We start from the raw sequence: 17,724 nt of genomic DNA on the forward strand, positions 1-17,724 counted from the left end.
ATCTGAAATCTATGGGCTGATTCATATGTGATTAATTCCGACTCCGAATGTTTCGTGCTCAAGCCCCTTAATCGGAGCTCCGATCGTACCGTAAAGGGAAACGGCGATCCAATCGCCTTCCGCCTCGCTTTCATACGGATTTCCCCGCAAGACGGCAAACTTCAGGCCCACGGTACGAAGCAGCGAGCCAAGCAGCATTTCGCCCCGCGTCACTCCGTGCAAAGCTTCCATTGTGGCATGATACAGCGCATGTGATTCGCGATAACCCTCAGATTGAATGACGCCGCTCTTTTTGGAAGCGGTTTCAATTGCAGCTACCACCTTATGCGCATCCATTGAACCCACCCTGCCGAGACAGACTTTCCAGCCGTCCCGTTCCAGCCGGCTGATCTGCTGGTTTTCTTCAGTCTCATGAAGCAGAAGAAGGACGGACAATCGCCCGATGCGGCGGTCTTTGTGTAAGGTCATATATGCTTCACTCAATTCTTAAATATTCTGATAACTAGTAACTGTTTTTTATATTAAGTGTTTGCGAATCAGAAGTCAAAACTTTTTTTCCAGTCTTTCACAAATCAGATTGCTATTGTATTAAAGCGGTACATCGGGAAGCCGGCGCTGTTGATCACATATTTCCGCCATCCGCGTCATAAAATGGAGCGTTGTCTTGAAAGCGTTTTAAGAAAAGAAGAGAGCGAGGAGATTTCAGAAAATGAAAACCAGTTTCTTTCGTGTGTGTCTGGTCTCAGCAGCGGTTATCGGGTTCACTCTGCCGCAGGCAAAAGCCCGGCATCCCGTTTTTTCAGAGGTCAGCGTGCATGATCCGTCCGTCATCAAAACAGGCGATACATATTATGTATTCGGCTCGCATTTGGCTTCCGCCAAGTCGAAAAACCTGATGCAGTGGCAGCAACTGTCTTCAAGCGTCAATCCCAATAATCCCCTGATCCCGAACGTCTACTCCGAATTAAAAGAGACATTCGACTGGGCCCAGTCTGATACGCTGTGGGCGCCGGATGTGGCTCAGCTGGCTGACGGGAAATATTACATGTACTATAACGCCTGTAAAGGAGACTCGCCGCGATCCGCTCTCGGTGTCGCCGTGAGTGACAAAATCGAAGGACCCTACAAAAACAAAGGCATCTTTTTGAAATCGGGCATGGAAGGAAAAAGCGAAGACGGCACGACGTATCATGCAAACGTTCACCCGAACGTCGTAGATCCGCAAACGTTTTTTGACCATAAAGGCAAGCTCTGGATGGTGTACGGCTCTTACTCCGGGGGGATTTTCATACTGGAAATGAATCCGAAAACCGGTTTCCCGCTCCCGAACCAAGGCTACGGAAAAAAACTGCTCGGCGGAAATCACAGCAGAATCGAAGGCCCGTACATCAGCTACAATCCGGAAACGAAATATTACTATCTGTATCTGTCATTCGGCGGACTTGACACAGCCGGCGGTTACAATATGCGTGTGGCGCGTTCCCAAAATCCGGACGGTCCGTACTATGACGCCGCAGGCCATAACATGCTTGACGCCAAAGGAAAAGACGGCAGTTTCTTCGATGACAAAGCAATTGAACCGTACGGGGTCAAACTCATGGGCGGCTACAGCTTCGCCTCACAATCTGAAAAAGGCACGGGCTACGTTTCACCGGGACACAACTCCGTGTTTTACGACGGGAAAACGAAACGATCATACCTCATTTTCCACACCCGTTTCCCGAACAGAGGCGAAGAGCACGAAGTCAGAGTGCATCGGCTGTACATGAACAAAGACGGATGGCCCGTTGCAGCGCCGTACCGCTACGCAGGAGAACCGGATACACACATATCGGCAGCCGCCGCATCCGGAGCCTACAAACTCATCCAGCACGGAAAAGACATTACAGCTACGATCAAAACCCCAAAAACCATCCGGCTTAACAACGACGGCACCATTTCCGGGGAAATGACCGGAACCTGGACAATAACCGACAGCAGCAAAGCCCGAATCAACCTGAACGGCACACATTATGACGGTGTCTTCCTGAAAGAATGGGACTCAGCGAGAGAGAAAGAAGTTGTAACGTTTAGTGTGCTGAGCGGTGATGGGGAGGCTGTTTGGGGAGTGAAGTGAAAAAGCACCTACTCCAGTTTGGAGGGTGCTTTTTTCTTGCTAATTAGGAGAATGACCTTCTGTTGCTTTTAATAAACCATTTGAATTATGATGGACTCAACCTCTATCGTTTACAGTGAACAGTATAAAATTGATAATAAAAATATGAATACATACCTAAGAAAAAACGAAAGGAAGTTTAATTTTGAAAAAAACAATAAAAGTAGCCGCCGCAGTTATACAAAATGAAAACAATGAAATTCTATGTGCTCTACGTTCTCCAAAAATGTCTCTTCCTAATCTGTGGGAGTTTCCTGGTGGAAAGCTTGAAGAAGGGGAGAATGCTCGGGAAGCACTTGTAAGAGAAATTGAAGAGGAACTTGATTGTAAAATTGTTACGGGCGATTTGATAGCTGATATTCATCATGAATATGAGAAGGTCATCGTCAATTTAATTTCAATAAAAGCGAAGATTGTATCAGGGAAGCCGGTAGCAAAAGAGCATGCGGAATTCAGATGGGTGCCTATTCGTGAGCTAGAATCACTAGAGTGGGCACCCGCTGATCTTCCGACCGTATCTGCTTTAATTCGTTAAATCCACATACAAGTTTTCTGGGACAGGCTGATGGAGCTTCCATTTGACATTCATTGGCTTGTCTCCGTGGCTTGATACGTAATCCGCTTCTCCTAAATAAATAAATGGTAAAGTGATGTTGTGCATTTCAGTGAATTTCCTCACAAATAAATGAATATGATATCCTTTTTCCTTATGGTGAATAAAGTTTTGCCCTACGCTTGATGTATGTGAGGTTTGGTTTTGACTTTGCCAGTGAAAATGGCTAGGATCAATAAAATAATCTTTATATAGCAAATGATCGTCTACTTTTTCTGACTTATTCAAATTGATAAAGATTAAATAGTGATTTTTAACTCTACGTACACCCTCTCGCCAAGTCCCTTCCTGATCAGTTGACTGAAAAAGATAAATGAGCTCATTTCTTGTATAGGTCTGATACAATGTTAGCTTAATCTCTTTTGAAGCAAGGGCTTCTATATTGTTCATACGTCTAAATTCAATCAGTCCATAGTGGAGGCGCTCCTTAATATACGGTCCGAATAATGGATCGTTTAATATCAAGCTCACTTCTGCATCTAACTTGAATGTATCACCTTGTAATGTACCAAAGCGCCAATTCTGTTTTTGATCTGATTTCGTTAAACGCTCCATTGCTCGCTGAATGAGGTCATCATGTGTATCTGTTGTGATTTGAATATGAAACTGTTTTTCTAACGATTCTTTTACATCTTCTATTGTGATGATATTTTTGTGAAAACCGCTCTGTAAAATTAACCATTCATAAGGCCATTTAATAGGTAATTGCTGTTCTAATTTTGCTACTATCCCTACAACCAAGGGGTTATTGAGAATTCCTTCATCTGTAACATTCAAATCGCCCATTTTCTTTTTGGTCTGTACCCACGATTTGTATTTCTTTATAAAAAAGGTAAGCCCAGGTGCCTGTTCAGAGTATAGAAAATCAATTAATTCTGGAGAGCGCCCTAGCTCTTGTTTAAATTGCTTATATAACGTTTTCAGCATGGCATCTGAATTTAGTTTAACATGATCGATCTTATTTAAAATTTCTTTCTTCGTTACGGCTGAAAGGTCAACATAAGATCCTCCAGGTAAATCTGAAAACTCATGCGTCACGGCCACTCGGAGGGAATCTTTATCAAAAGATTTTTGGCTTGTTTGTCCAGATAGTGCGAGTGGAATAACGAATGACTTTTGATAGTTTCCGATAAAATCCAGTATTGTTACAAACTCTTTGTCGTCAGTTTTTCTAAGTCCCCGTCCTAATTGCTGAATGAAAATCGTCGGTGATTCTGTTGGTCTAAGGAACAATAGTAGATTGAGCTTTGGAATATCTATTCCTTCGTTGAAAATATCTACTGTAAATATAAGTTCTAAACTGTGGTGCGGATCCTCCAATTGACGAATGACCTCTTGTCTTTTTGCAGGAGAATCATTTCCTGTTAAGTAAGTTGTATAAAAGCCCAATTTATTAAATTCATCACTCATGTATATTGCGTGTTCGACGTTTGTACAGAAACCTAGGCCAACCATTTTCTCGCCGTGGAATCCATACATGTTGATCATCTTGATGATATATTCTACTCGTTTATGCGTTTTTAAATGATCGACTAGCGATTTCTCTTCGTACAGTCCATTTTTCACTTTTACTTTTTCGTAATCTACAGTATGATCTGAAATTCCAAAATAGTGAAAGGGCGCAAGTAGCTCTGCCTTTAGGGCATCGCGGAGTCTGATTTCATAAACAACATTATGATCACAAATCTGAAGCACATCTTTACCGTCAAGACGCTCTGGTGTTGCAGTTAAACCTAATAAAAACTTTGGTGTAAAGTAGTTTAATACAGCTTGATAGGTAGATGCTTCTGCATGATGGAATTCATCAATCACAATGTAGTCAAACTCATCTGTTGAAAAAGATTCCAAAGTATCTTTTTTATGTAACGTTTGTACAGTGCTAAATAAAAAACGCTTATCTCTTTCTTTTTTCGTGCCAGTCAATAAGCCAAAATCTTCATGATTATTTGTGACTTTCTTGAATGTTTCGATTGCTTTTGAAAGTAACTCTTCCCGGTGGGCAAGAAAAAGATATTTATTTGGTTTAAATTGCTCAAAATCAAATGCTGCTAAAAATGTTTTTCCGGTTCCAGTGGCGGCGATGATGACTGCTTTTGTCTCCCCTTCGTTTCTTGTTTTTTTAAGGTTTCGTAATGCTTCCTTTTGCATGGAATTCGGGGACATTTTCGTTTTGTAAAGAGAGTTTTGAGCAGCAAAGGAAGCACTTACCTTTTGGCTTCCAGCTTGGAATTCCTCATAGTCTTGTAAAAATTGTTCGTCAACAGGCTGTGTCTTTTCATTCCAAACAGTGTCAAACAAATCTTTTGTTTGTTGATAAACGGGGAGATATCTGGTTTCAGGTAGTCTCACATTTAACTCATACCCGGTCGTAAGGGCAGCTTGTGATAGATTTGAAGATCCTACAATGACACTATGCTGTCCAGAACAGCGTTCAAATAAGTATACTTTCGTATGGAAAGATTTTTTATATTCATTTACAATTCTCAACTCTACATTTTCAAATTGAAGAAGATGTCTTAACGCCTTCGGTTCTGTAATACCCATATAGGTAGATGTAATGATGCGTACAGGAACATGTCTTTTAGCAAGCTCCTGAAGCGGAGGGATCAAAAGCTGAACACCAGACCACCTTGTGAAACTAACCATAAAGTCTACCCGATCCGCCGTTAACATTTCGTGTTTTAATGCTTTGAAAAAGTTCTCATGAGTTTGATGATTTCCTAGCAGTTTCAGACGATGTAGAGAAAATTCCTCTGAAATAGGAAGTTCCATTTCATTTAAACTATAAAGCACTGTGGAAAGTGGCAATGAAAAATTCGTATGTTTTCCAAGCTGAGAGGCAACCTTCTCGCTCAGCTGAATCGCTTGTTCATACTGATCTTGATCTACAAGTGTTTGAAATGTCTCGCTCAGTTGTTTTGCCGTATGTAAAGTCAAAACCTCTGCATATTCTTTTGGGCTGACCGGTTGAATGCGATGTGATGTTGGATAAAGTTTTTGTTGTTGCTGAATTTCCTCATGGAAGCCTCTATGATTTCTCATCATAATCTCCTTTTTTATATCAATAATTCCATTTTATCACTACTTTTACCAATAGGTAATACTGAAAAAGAAGAGAATAAAGTCCTATTTATTAAGCGCTTAAAAAATAACGCTGAGGTAGTTTGGTTTGGTATAAAGACGTCATCGCCACAAACGGAGAAAGTCTGTAAGCGCAATGTTCCGGAGAAAGCCGGCAAAATTGACATTCAGCAAAGAGAGGAGGACAATAAAAGCAGAAAGGCGGGATTCATATGTTTAAAAAAATTCTTGCAGCAGTAGACGGTTCAGACATGAGCAGCAAAGCTTTGAACGCAGCGATCCATCTGGCGAAAGAACAGCAGGCTGAACTCACCATTCTCTATGCAGGACGTGAAGCCGTTGTCTCCACATCAGCCTTAACAGGGATTGTCTATGTTCCGGAAAACTTCATTGAAGACATCAAACATGAAGTCGAGCAAAAAGGAGCGGCCATTCTGGAAGATGCCAAGCAGAAAGCGGCTGAAAGCGGGGTAAACGCGGAAAGCCTATACGTCCAAGGCGAACCTGCGCATCAAATTTTAAACATAGCGAAAGAACAGCATTTCAATCTGATTGTCGTCGGAAGCCGCGGAATCAGCGGATTTAAAGAAATGATGCTCGGAAGCGTGAGCCATAAGGTCTCACAATTGTCTCCTTGTCCTGTACTGATCGTTCATTAAACAGAAGACCCTGCTGATGCGGGGCTTTTTTTAATGAGAAAAGACCGCCGTCTTTCGAAAAATAGGATGAAATCTTCCTCTGAATCAAGTAAAATGGCTGTTAGTATTTGTCTGAATAAACAGTCAATGATATGGGGGAAGCGAATCAATGCAAGCTGAACAAACATCAAATGCCGTCATCAAAATGGTCATTTCCATGGTCATTTTCGGATCAATCGGCTTTTTCTCGGAACATACGAATGTGCCTTCAATTGAACTGGTCTTTGTGAGATGTCTGTGCGCCTCATTGTTTCTGGGCGTTTGCTGGTTTGGTTCCGGACGGTACCGCACCGAACAATGGAACCGGCGTGAGGTGCTGCAGACACTGGCCTGCGGATTTTTTCTCGTGCTGAACTGGGTGTTTTTATTTAAATCATTTGAGGAGACATCAGTGACGATAGCGATTTCCGTTTATCATCTGGCTCCGGTTCTCGTCCTTCTTCTAGGGAGCCTTATATACCGGGAGAAACTGCATATTGTGTCCGTCACTTCCATCGTGATTTGTTTTCTGGGCACCGCCCTGATTTCCGGCATCAACGGAAGTACATCATTTTCTCAGCTGATGGGATCGGGTATTATTTGGGCCGTGCTGGCCGCCCTTTTTTACGCCTTTACGACACTGGCCGGGAAAGGCATCAACAGTCTCAGTCCATATGCGGTCACCTGTTTGCAGACCGGGTTGGGCGTTATCATTCTTCTCCCGTTCGTCCGTTTCGGCGCTTTTTCTGATTTGTCGCATGTGAACTGGATCATGATTGTGTCAACCGGTATCATTCATACGGGAATTGTGTATTTGCTCTTTTTTGACAGCTTGCGGTTTTTATCCACCCGGTTTATTTCAATCATCGTATTTCTTGATCCGGCGGTGGCGATTGTGCTTGACACCGTATTTACGGGATTTCGCCCCGACCTTTATCAATCTTTGGGGATTGTGATGATTTTTGCGGGGATGGCGCTGTCCTTGATTCGAAAGCAAAAAGCCGTGCCGGCGGAAACTCAGGCAGACAGCACCCGTATATAGGCGGCCGTATCGGCTGCTTTTTTTGTTTTGGGGCTTTTCAGCCATAACGAAAAAGCAGACAAACAGATCATGGAAAAAGAGGATAGTAATTGTATAATACTTCATGTGTTTACAATTTAAGAGATTAAAGGAGTGAAGGGCATGAAAAAGAAGACGCGTCATCTCGCTTTCTTGGCTGCACTCGGCTTTGCGCTTTGTCTGGCCATCGTATGTTCCGCATCCAAGCAGACAGAAGCGGCAGCGGCTTATCCGGATGTGATGCAGGGACTTACCGGATTCGCTGGCAATGCGAAGGATCATAACGGAAAAGCAAAATCCGCCGTATCGGGAGGCCAGGGCGGCCCCGTCGTCTACGTCAGCAATCTCAATGATCTGAAAAACAATGCGGGCGGAACGGACCGCAAAACCATCGTCATCACAAGTGATATTTCTTCCCCGGGTAAAGCCGTTGTGACAGTCGGCGCCAATAAAACCATCGTCGGCTCTTATACCAGCCACAGGCTGACCAACATCTATCTGACCACCGGCTCCGGCTCAAACAATGTGATTTTCAAAAATCTCATTATCAGCCATAATGCCGCCATTACAGGCAACAACGACATTCCGATGTACATAGCGAACGGGCAGAATTACTGGATTGACCACGTGTGGTTTGAAGGACACAGCTACAATCCGAACAGCCACAGCGATTTGGGAAAGCTTCTGTATGTCGGCGCCAAAGCGGATTTTGTGACGCTGTCTAACTCTAAATTCACAGACCATCTGTACGGCCTGATTCTCGGTTATCCGAATGATGATAACGAAGGACGCAATTATATCGGCTATCCGCATATGACGATCACCAATAACTATTTTAATAACGTCTATGTGCGTTCACCGGGCCTGATGAGATACGGCTATTTTCACGCGAAAAACAACTATGTGACCAATTTCAATTTAGGATTCACCATTCATACGAACGCGACTGTCTTCTCAGAAGCCAACTATTTCGGTAACGGAAATGAAAAAGGCGGAATGATAGACGACTACGGGACGGCCCAATTCACCGACATCGGTTCATTCCCGTCGCTCAAAGCCCCGAAATCACCGCGCACCGGCTGGAATCCGAGATCAAATTACAGCTACGGCACGCTTTCAGCCCAGGACGCCAAAAACTTCGCCCAATCCTACGCGGGAGCGCAAAATACAAATCTCCGCTATCCATAATACGAAAAACCGCCGGCAGCCGGCGGTTTTTTTATATGAATAAAAGGTTCAAAATTCCTATAATCCTTAAAATAACCTTAAATACCTAGGAAAATATTGATAAACAATTTCAATAATATTACTATTGTTAAAACTGTGTTGCACAAGAGCGGGACTTAAATCTCTCTAACTCATTGACTGGCTATGGAAAGAGGATGCGGCCAGAATACTGAGGAGTAACATGAATCAACCTGAATTCTATTACACAGAAAGAGATACTACAAATAGAAAAACAATTTGAACGAATCGCATTAAACAAAATAAGAATCAAGAAAAGTTTAGAAAAATGGGATTGAAAATTGAAGCTGCTTTTGGAAGAGTCGGGAGAATACCTATCATTCACTGATATTTTTTTTTGCAGCCTATTTGGGCGGCACCGGCTTTCACGATAATGAAGACGGCTATTGTGTAGATCATTTTGATATATGGGTTTGTGAAAAAAAGTTGTTTCCAGGTAAAGCGGGATATTTATCAGATCTAGAAAGTGATGAAGAAATCGCAGAAGAAATTCAAAACAGGATAAATGAATTGTACTTAGAAGCGGCAGAAATGATTGAAATGTTAAATGAATCCTAGTCTATTAATGTGAAGAGAGGTTCCCAGCCTCTCTCACTCAAAGGGAGGAGACAGCGACCAAAATCGGAGACAGCTGTCTGGAACTTGAAATAACACCAAGAAGGTATCAAGAGGCGGAGGATGATCCTTTTATCTCAACAATGTTTGAAATGTTGGAACATAATAAAGTAATCGCCCGCGATTACTCTGCCGTTTATTAGAAAGTGAATATAAAATGCTGACATCAGTGATCGAAGCGTTATTAGCAGGCAATCAAGACAGGATACGTTTAGAAACAATTGAACCATTTTTTATTTTGAGTATAGATAAAGAAAACGAATATTCGTAATGAAGAGAAGCTAGAACTTTTCGTGTAGACTCTAAAATCAGATCTCAAAGACTCCAAAACTTTAGGGAGATAAACGATGTACAAAACAATAAATGAATGGGTAGATTACATAGATGGGGGGTGCGCTGTCCTTCATTTTGATTTTCAAGTGTTTAAAAAAGAACTTTCACTTAAGATTCAGGTCGTTGAAAATAAAGCCGAATATACGCATAACATTCTTTTTCAAAATGTAGCATCTGTTTATTTTAGTGCAGATATTGGTGATATGAGATTAGAAAAAATAGATCCTGAAGAATACAATTGGCAAGTATTTGAGATGAGTTACCACCCGGAAGGAATCGGAAATCTATCAAATGCTGTAATTCCTGAGTATCAATCAAATGCTAATTTTCTCATTGACATGAACAGAATGCTGATTGCTATAGAAGCTGAAACAGTTCGCTTTGATGATCAATCATTTTATGCGTATCATTCGAAATCATAAATAAACAAATAAGAGAGGTTCCCAGCCTCTCTTTCCTTACATAACTAAATCGTTCGCGGAGGCAAACATGAGCAGTCCTTTAAATATACAAAAATAATCATTGAAGGCTATAGGGAATCTGGATGTGATTAATCCGCTGAAATACAACTCGATATATTCATGTGATCTAGTGAGTAAAGATACTTTTTCTCAATTAATGAATGACTTAGAATTCGAAACCGTTCTGATAGAAGTTATGGCAACACCTTCTTTTATTGAAGAATGGAAGAAGAAGGTTGAAAAGAAAATGATACATATGAATACTGTATCGAAAAAGTTCATTCATATTGAATGTGTCCTAACCAAAGAAGAATTGATGGCAGATTACTTATTAGATGAATTATATTTTTTAGCATCGTTCAATGACTTCGTTGTTATAATGGCATATCCTGCCAAAAATAAGTCCTACATGAACCTGAATACTCAAAAAGTTGATGTAACTACTGAAAATAATGAAAAAATCATTTGGTTTGAATACGATGCAGCAGATTTATATATCATTGATTAATTTAATATGAATTCCAGATTCCTAATCAACGGAGTGTTGCTGATGTTAGAACTTACTGCGGGGCGGGTTGGTTCATATGAAAGGGAAAATATTATTTATTTCAATGCGGGCAGGGATGATCAAGTGTTTATTGTGTCCGTGCACGATCACAAAGTAATATTGGAGGTTATGAAAGGCAGCTCTCTTTTAATCCAAAAAGAGTTATGCGGATTTTCTGAAGATGCCCATTTCTATCTGGTTGATTCGTATGATAACACAATCGTGATCGTTTACCTGGAAAATCATACGTGTCAATTAGCCGTATACTGCATAAACAGTAATAAAATCAATCCGATTTGTTCTTTTCTATTAAGCGCCAATGTATTTCATCTGGGTGAGGATGGTTTATTATGGATCGGATTAACGGACGAGGGTATGTATGATGAGAGAAATCCTCAAGGAAAAGCGATATTTGCTTTTCATACAGAAGACAGAACGTTTTATTTTGAAGACGATTTTAAAGAAATGATGCATGAATGCTATGCCGTACAATCGATCAAATCTGATTTGTATGTATGTTTCGAGGGAGAGGATTGCTGTGTCATCGGTCATTATCAGATTGAACAGGACAGAATTCGTACTGTTTCAGAATATGTGCTGGACGGCGATCAATACTCCTATTGTGATCAGCTATCCGTTTCGAAAAAAAGGGTGCTTCTGATTCAGAGTCACGAGGATAACCTATTTGCATTTCATGAAGAGAACAAAGGCTTATCAGAGGCTGACGTCATGATAGACGGTATTGATAGAAAAGGAGAAACAACGTACAGAGCCGTCCAGGACCGCATTTTTATCTTTAGTGATAACGATTTATATCTGGTAAAGTATTGATCAATCCTATGCAGATGGCTTTTTTCAGCCATCTGCATATCATTTTACAGAGTGAACGATCGATATAAATAAAATACCATCCAAGACTCAAGGGGTAATTATATGAAAATAAAAATGAATAAGATAGTCGAAGAATCAGTAAAAGGATGTTTTTGTCATTTTGATAACTGCGGGCGTCTGTATCTCGGACGGCATCAGAATGGCGGGCTTTCGATTACGATCATCGATGAATCAGGTGATATTCGAGTGATTCTGAGATGTTAAAATCCAACAGATATTCTTTAAATGATGACGTCATCCGAAACCTGAAATTATACAAAAAAGAATTAGAGGGGCCGCTGCCTTCAGATGCAGGGAGATTCGAAGAAGACTTTGAGGGTGCTGCCTGCGCTGGGGATTTTTATGAATACTTCGCACTTGTCTGCGGCAGCTTAGATTTTGTGTTGGCGAATAAACAAATCCCTGCGCGGCAGCGTAAAGCCTTATATAAATCCTTTTTTGAGCTGTATCCGCAATATGCGCAGCTGAAAAACGCTTTAACGGATTATCCGGAGCTCAGCCGGGAAATCGGGCGGCATGAACGGGCCAGGAGGCTGTTAGTCAGCATTTTAAACAAGAAATGAAAGGCAGGCTTCTGACGTGAAAGAACCAACAATAGCAGAATGTCTGAAGAAGGCTGGTCTGATCCTGAACGGTCAAGCGGCGAGGGAAGAAGTGTCGGATTGGGCGTCTGAGTATGTGAGTGCAGATGATCCGGCGGTTGAGGACGAAACCGTTTGGGAGATGCTCGTATATTTGAGCGGGTTTGATCTGAAAGATTCGCCTGATGCGTATCTGCATACGTTAGAAGAATTAAGAGATTGGGTGCAGGAATATAAAGAAGTTCATGGGGCTTTGTAAGACATGTCAATTCAGGTGAAAAAAAGGAGGCGCAAAATGGAATGGCACAAACATGAGAAAGCAGTTCTGCCGGGGCCGGATTCGCCGGGTTGTTTTGAATTGACGGAGTTTACGTTCTATACCGGGTATAACGAGTATTATGATAAAATCCCGGTGTTTGAGCTGAAGCTGACTGACGGACAGTATGATGCCGTGCTGCGGTTTGAGGATGTGAGGTCTGCCCGGCTGGATGATCTTGAAAGCATCACCGACATCCATCTGGATATCAGCCCGGTCGACGGCGGCTGGGAATCGATCCGCTACTATGTCAATGACGGGGAAGGAAGCATGAGCTTTTATTGCGCCAAATGGGTCGTGCTCGACATGAAGAAAAAGCAGTCCCCCGAACGGCCCGGCAAAACGTCAGGGTAAAGCGGCGGCATTTCGCGTATAATGAGGGGAGCCGGACAGAGAAGGAGTTTAGTCATGAATGAGTTTAATGAATATGCGATCAGCCCCGAGATCCGACGGGCGCTGAATGGCTTGCAATACACCGAGCCGACTGAAGTGCAGCGGCGCGTCATCCCCGCCGCGCTGCAAAAAAAAGACCTCGTCGTCAAATCGCAGACGGGCAGCGGCAAAACCGCGGCTTTCGGCATTCCGATCTGCGAACTTGCGGAGTGGGAGGAAAACAAACCGCAGGCCCTGATTTTAACGCCGACCCGCGAGCTTGCGGCGCAGATTAAAGAAGATATCACGAATATCGGCCGTTTCAAACGGATAAAAGCCACGGCGGTTTTCGGAAAAGCTTCTTTTGACAAACAGAAAACCGAACTGAAGCAAAAAAGCCACGTCGTTGCCGGAACACCGGGGCGTGTGCTTGATCATATAGAAAAAGGGACGCTGCCGCTTGAGCGGCTGGCGTATGTGGTGATTGACGAAGCGGATGAAATGCTGAATATGGGATTTATTGAACAGGTGGAAGCCATCATTCAGCATCTGCCGAAAAACAGAGTCACCATGCTGTTTTCAGCGACGCTGCCGGATGACGTCGAGAAGCTGAGCCGCACATATATGAAAGACCCTGAATTGATTGAAGTAAAAGCGGAAGGCCTGACGACAAAAGACATTGAGCATTTTGTCACCAGAACAGAAGAAGAGGACAAAACATCTTTGCTGCGTGATGTCCTGATCACCGAAAACCCGGACAGCTGCATCATATTCTGCCGGACAAAAGAAAGAGTCATACAGTTAACCGATGAGCTGGACAGGCTGGGCTACCCTTGCGATAAAATTCACGGCGGCATGGTGCAGGAAGACCGCTTTGACGTCATGAATGAATTCAAGCGCGGCGAGTTCCGCTATCTCATTGCGACCGACGTTGCCGCCAGAGGAATTGATATCGAAAACATCAGCCTCGTCATCAATTATGATATTCCGCTTGAAAAAGAAAGCTATGTGCACCGCACAGGCAGAACGGGCCGCGCCGGACACCGCGGACTGGCCGTTACGTTTGTGACGCCGTCTGAATCGCGGTTTCTGAATGACATTGAGACATATATCGGTTTCCGCATCCAAAAGCGGGAAGCGCCGTCGGAAAAAGAAACAGCGGAACGGAAAGCGGCATTTGCGGAAAAATTGAACGCCCGCCCCGATGTCAAAACAGACAAAAGCGAACAGTTAAACAAAGACATCATGAAACTGTATTTTAACGGCGGGAAAAAGAAAAAACTCAGAGCGGTCGATTTTGTAGGGACGATCGCGAAAATCGACGGCGTTTCAGCCGATGATATCGGGATTATCACGATTCTGGACAACGCATCGTACGTCGAAATTCTGAACGGCAAAGGCCCGCACGTTCTTGACATCATGAAAAATACGACGGTCAAAGGCAAAAAACTGAAAGTCCATAAAGCCAAGAAATAAAAAAAGAAAGCCTGCCGCGTGCAGGCTTTTTTTACGCCGTTTCCTCAGGCACAAACGCAAGGATGGCAATGCCGATCACAAATAACAAAATCAGGCTGAACACGGCGGCTGACGAATTTCCGGTCAGCTGGGCGGTGACGGCAATCAAAAGCGGGCCGATAATCGAAGCGAACTTGCCGAAGATATTATAAAAGCCGAAAAACTCATTGGCGTTCTGTTTGGGGACAAGCTTTGCAAAGTAAGAGCGGCTCAGCGCCTGAATACCGCCTTGGGAAGTGGCGACAAGCATAGCCAAAACCCAGAAATCAAAAGCGGAATCCATAAAATAAGCATACGTGCAGACAATCATATACACGCCGATGCCGGCATAAAGCATTGTTTTTCCCTTAAACCGTTCGGCCAGCCGTCCGTACAAAATTGAAAAAGGCGCGGCGACGACCTGAGTGACAAATAAAACAATCAGCAGATTTGCCGCGCTGATGCCGAGGTCAGCCCCGTATGACGTGGACATCGTAATGATGGTGCCGACCCCGTCGATGTAGAAGAAATAGGCGAGCAGAAACAAAAACAGCGCCCGGTGCTTCCTGATCTGCTTCAGCGTGCCGGCCAGCCGTATAAAACTGCTGATCACAAGCCGCGGCTCCCTCTCGATATAATAGCGCTGGCGGACGCGGAGAAGGAGCGGAATCGAAAACAGCCCCCACCATGCCGCCGTAATCAAAAAGGCAATGCGGCCGGCAGCCTGGGCGGACAGCGGAATCATCTCCGCTTGTGCTGACAGAATCACGGCAATGCTGAGGAGAAAAGGGATTGTACTGCCGATATAGCCCAGCCCAAACCCCCTGGCGGACACCATATTCATCCGCTCCTTTGCGGCCACATCAACGAGAAACGCATCATAAAACACATTAGATCCGGCAAAGCCGATCGTGGAAATCGTATAACAAATTAATAACAGCATCCAAGGTTCGCCGGGAATCAAAGCCAGCGCGGCGGTGCCCGCCACACCGATCAGAAAAAAGAAGGCAAAAAACCGTTTCTTGCATCCTTTGTAGTCGGCAATCGTTCCTAAGACGGGGCTGAGCATCGCCAAAATAAAAGTCGCGGCGGCAATCGTATAGCCCAAATAAGCGGTGGAATCAGCCGCGCTGACGCCGTTTTCCGCCGCCGCCGCTTTAAAAAACAAGGGAAACACCGCCGTCATAATAATGACCGAATAAGCTGAATTGGCCCAATCATACAGCATCCAGCTGCTTTCTTCTTTCGAAAACCGTTTCATCACACATGCTCCTTCCCAAAAACCGGTTCTCTGCATTATATGCGCCGCTGCCTCATCGTTGGACAATGATTTCTGAACGGCGTTTTCTGATTGACCTGGAGATATTGACCTAGTACAAAAAGGATGTACAATCAAGGTGTAGCAGGTAAATGGTCAGGCTGGAGGGAGACGGAATTGAAGATTGCGAAAGTCATTAATAATAATGTCGTCAGTGTGCTCAAAGAAGGCAATCAGGAATTGGTCATCATGGGCCGGGGCATTGCTTTTCAAAAGAAAACGGGAGATCCGGTAGATGAAGCCCGCATTGAGAAAGTGTTCACCCTCGATAACAAAGATGTATCAGAAAAGTTCAAAACCCTTTTGTATGATATTCCGATCGAGTGTATGGAAGTATCCGAGGAGATTATCAGCTATGCGAAATTACAGCTCGGCAAAAAGCTCAACGACAGCATCTATGTGTCGCTGACCGATCATATTAACTTTGCGATCCAGCGCAATAAGAAAGGGCTGGATATCAAAAACGCCTTGCTGTGGGAAACGAAACGGCTGTACAAAGACGAATTTGCAATCGGCAAACAAGCGTTGGCCATGGTGAAAAACAAGACTGGCGTGTCTCTGCCGGAGGATGAAGCAGGCTTTATTGCGCTGCATATTGTAAATGCCGAGCTGAATGAAGAGATGCCCAATATCATCAACATTACAAAAGTCATGCAAGAGATTTTGAGGATCGTAAAATACCATTTTAAGATTGAATTCAACGAAGAATCGCTTCACTATTATCGATTTGTCACCCACTTAAAGTTTTTCGCGCAGCGTCTTTTTAACGGCACACATATGGAAAGCCAGGACGACTTTTTGCTGGAGACAGTGAAAGAAAAATACCATCGGGCGTATGAATGCACGAAGAAAATCCAAACATGCATTGAGAGGGCGTATGAGCACAAGCTCACCAGTGACGAGCTGCTGTATTTAACGATTCACATAGAAAGGGTAGTCAAACAAGCATAATGAAAGCGTTTGTATTTTTGTTTTCTTGTATTCATTTTTTCTTACATTCACATATGATCTTGTTAGGATTGTTACTCATAAGCAGGCAAAACCTAAATTACAATGAGTGCGGATCATCTCTTACTGTGCTGATGGTAATTTAGGTTTTTTTAAAATTCGTTATTATCATTATTCTGACCGATGTTCCCTTTTAACAGAATCATGTATGATCGATAAAGAAATCGCTTTCAAAGAAAGGGGAATGCCGACATGTTTTATCGTATGAAACGAGTGCTGCTCATTCTTGTCACTGGATTGTTTTTGAGTTTGTGTGCGATCACTTCTGCTGCATCAGCTCAAACAGGCGGATCGTTTTTTGAACCGTTTAACAGCTATAACTCCGGTTTCTGGCAAAAAGCAAATGGTTACTCCAATGGAGATATGTTCAACTGCACTTGGCGTGCAAATAATGTATCCGTGACGTCATCAGGTGAAATGCGTTTGGCGCTGACAAGCCCGTCTTATAACAAGTTTGACTGCGGGGAGAACCGCTCCGCTCAAACCTATGGCTATGGACTTTATGAAGTCAGAATGAAACCGGCTAAAAACACGGGGATTGTTTCATCGTTCTTCACTTATACAGGTCCAACGGATGGTACCCCTTGGGATGAGATTGATATCGAATTTTTAGGAAAAGACACGACAAAGGTTCAATTTAATTATTATACAAATGGCGCGGGAAACCATGAGAAGGTTGCGGATCTCGGATTTGACGCGGCCAATGCCTATCATACGTATGCGTTCGATTGGCAGCCGAACTCTATTAAATGGTATGTCGATGGGCAATTAAAACATACTGCGACAAGCCAAATCCCGACAACACCGGGAAAGATCATGATGAACTTGTGGAATGGGATAGGTGTCGATGACTGGCTCGGTTCCTACAATGGTGTAAATCCGCTATACGCTCATTATGACTGGGTGCGCTATACAAAAAAATAATGTACAGAAAAGGATTTCCGCTAGCGGAAATCC

At 43.3% G+C, this 17,724-nt stretch carries 18 protein-coding genes and 1 pseudogene; 16 read left to right on the top strand and 3 right to left on the bottom strand.

All coding sequences use genetic code 11. From position 1 onward, the window contains the following. Positions 1–21: 21 nt before the first annotated feature. Complete coding sequence (gene hutP / locus ACWJJS_RS00945; RefSeq protein WP_004393292.1) at positions 22–468, bottom strand: hut operon transcriptional regulator HutP; 447 nt, start codon at positions 466–468, stop codon at positions 22–24. 241 nt (positions 469–709) lie between these two features. Between hutP and ACWJJS_RS00950 the strand changes: the two genes are divergently transcribed. Then, complete coding sequence (locus ACWJJS_RS00950) at positions 710–2,116, top strand: glycoside hydrolase family 43 protein (RefSeq protein WP_454023236.1); 1,407 nt, start codon at positions 710–712, stop codon at positions 2,114–2,116. Positions 2,117–2,300: 184 nt separating this feature from the next. After that, the gene (locus ACWJJS_RS00955) at positions 2,301–2,690 is read left to right on the top strand and encodes a (deoxy)nucleoside triphosphate pyrophosphohydrolase (protein WP_172615091.1); all 390 of its coding nucleotides are present in this window, start codon (positions 2,301–2,303) and stop codon (positions 2,688–2,690) included. Here the strand turns inward: ACWJJS_RS00955 and ACWJJS_RS00960 are convergent. Then, the gene (locus ACWJJS_RS00960; protein ID WP_454023237.1) at positions 2,679–5,810 is read right to left on the bottom strand and encodes a DUF3427 domain-containing protein; all 3,132 of its coding nucleotides are present in this window, start codon (positions 5,808–5,810) and stop codon (positions 2,679–2,681) included. The two genes, ACWJJS_RS00955 and ACWJJS_RS00960, sit on opposite strands and share 12 nt — an antisense overlap. Positions 5,811–6,061: 251 nt before the next feature. On the opposite strand from ACWJJS_RS00960, the gene ACWJJS_RS00965 reads away from it, so the two are divergent. The 12 genes and pseudogenes from ACWJJS_RS00965 (at position 6,062) to ACWJJS_RS01020 (ending at position 14,423) form a co-directional block, all read left to right on the top strand. After that, the gene (locus ACWJJS_RS00965; RefSeq protein ID WP_154303003.1) at positions 6,062–6,508 is read left to right on the top strand and encodes a universal stress protein; all 447 of its coding nucleotides are present in this window, start codon (positions 6,062–6,064) and stop codon (positions 6,506–6,508) included. A gap of 148 nt (positions 6,509–6,656) precedes the next feature. Further along, positions 6,657–7,568, top strand: coding sequence for a DMT family transporter (locus ACWJJS_RS00970; RefSeq protein ID WP_070082594.1), 912 nt, complete (start codon positions 6,657–6,659; stop codon positions 7,566–7,568). Between the two features lie 141 nt (positions 7,569–7,709). Beyond that, positions 7,710–8,774 (top strand): polysaccharide lyase family 1 protein, encoded by a 1,065-nt coding sequence (locus ACWJJS_RS00975; RefSeq protein WP_102422086.1) that lies wholly within the window; start codon positions 7,710–7,712, stop codon positions 8,772–8,774. 677 nt (positions 8,775–9,451) lie between these two features. Next, positions 9,452–9,813 (top strand): annotated as a pseudogene (locus ACWJJS_RS00980) (hypothetical protein). After that, on the top strand, positions 9,794–10,201 hold the full coding sequence (locus ACWJJS_RS00985; protein ID WP_015387499.1) for a YxiG family protein: 408 nt from the start codon (positions 9,794–9,796) through the stop codon (positions 10,199–10,201). Before ACWJJS_RS00980 ends, ACWJJS_RS00985 begins: the two are co-directional and overlap by 20 nt. Before the next feature lie 124 nt (positions 10,202–10,325). Next, positions 10,326–10,748, top strand: a complete 423-nt coding sequence (locus ACWJJS_RS00990; protein WP_454023238.1) for a hypothetical protein — start codon at positions 10,326–10,328, stop codon at positions 10,746–10,748. A gap of 42 nt (positions 10,749–10,790) precedes the next feature. Beyond that, the gene (locus ACWJJS_RS00995) at positions 10,791–11,618 is read left to right on the top strand and encodes a hypothetical protein (RefSeq protein WP_454023239.1); all 828 of its coding nucleotides are present in this window, start codon (positions 10,791–10,793) and stop codon (positions 11,616–11,618) included. Between the two features lie 102 nt (positions 11,619–11,720). After that, on the top strand, positions 11,721–11,882 hold the full coding sequence (locus ACWJJS_RS01000) for a hypothetical protein (RefSeq protein WP_167860543.1): 162 nt from the start codon (positions 11,721–11,723) through the stop codon (positions 11,880–11,882). Further along, the gene (locus tag ACWJJS_RS01005) at positions 11,876–12,241 is read left to right on the top strand and encodes a YxiJ family protein (RefSeq protein WP_146275841.1); all 366 of its coding nucleotides are present in this window, start codon (positions 11,876–11,878) and stop codon (positions 12,239–12,241) included. Before ACWJJS_RS01000 ends, ACWJJS_RS01005 begins: the two co-directional genes overlap by 7 nt. 16 nt (positions 12,242–12,257) lie before the next feature. Continuing rightward, positions 12,258–12,518, top strand: coding sequence for a DNA-binding protein (locus ACWJJS_RS01010; protein WP_326361887.1), 261 nt, complete (start codon positions 12,258–12,260; stop codon positions 12,516–12,518). Positions 12,519–12,554: 36 nt separating this feature from the next. Further along, positions 12,555–12,929, top strand: coding sequence for a hypothetical protein (locus ACWJJS_RS01015; RefSeq protein ID WP_025853663.1), 375 nt, complete (start codon positions 12,555–12,557; stop codon positions 12,927–12,929). A gap of 54 nt (positions 12,930–12,983) precedes the next feature. After that, positions 12,984–14,423, top strand: coding sequence for a DEAD/DEAH box helicase (locus ACWJJS_RS01020; RefSeq protein ID WP_015418533.1), 1,440 nt, complete (start codon positions 12,984–12,986; stop codon positions 14,421–14,423). A gap of 31 nt (positions 14,424–14,454) precedes the next feature. Here ACWJJS_RS01020 and ACWJJS_RS01025 read toward each other — a convergent pair whose 3' ends face one another. Further along, positions 14,455–15,705, bottom strand: a complete 1,251-nt coding sequence (locus ACWJJS_RS01025) for an MFS transporter (RefSeq protein ID WP_106080301.1) — start codon at positions 15,703–15,705, stop codon at positions 14,455–14,457. Positions 15,706–15,876: 171 nt separating this feature from the next. On the opposite strand from ACWJJS_RS01025, the gene licT reads away from it, so the two are divergent. Together licT and bglS are read left to right on the top strand one after the other, a co-directional pair. After that, the gene (licT, locus tag ACWJJS_RS01030) at positions 15,877–16,710 is read left to right on the top strand and encodes a BglG family transcription antiterminator LicT (protein WP_070082586.1); all 834 of its coding nucleotides are present in this window, start codon (positions 15,877–15,879) and stop codon (positions 16,708–16,710) included. Positions 16,711–16,959: 249 nt separating this feature from the next. Then, on the top strand, positions 16,960–17,691 hold the full coding sequence (gene bglS / locus ACWJJS_RS01035; RefSeq protein WP_003150769.1) for a beta-glucanase: 732 nt from the start codon (positions 16,960–16,962) through the stop codon (positions 17,689–17,691). Positions 17,692–17,724 lie beyond the last annotated feature (33 nt).

The organism is Bacillus sp. JK106 (assembly GCF_053663355.1).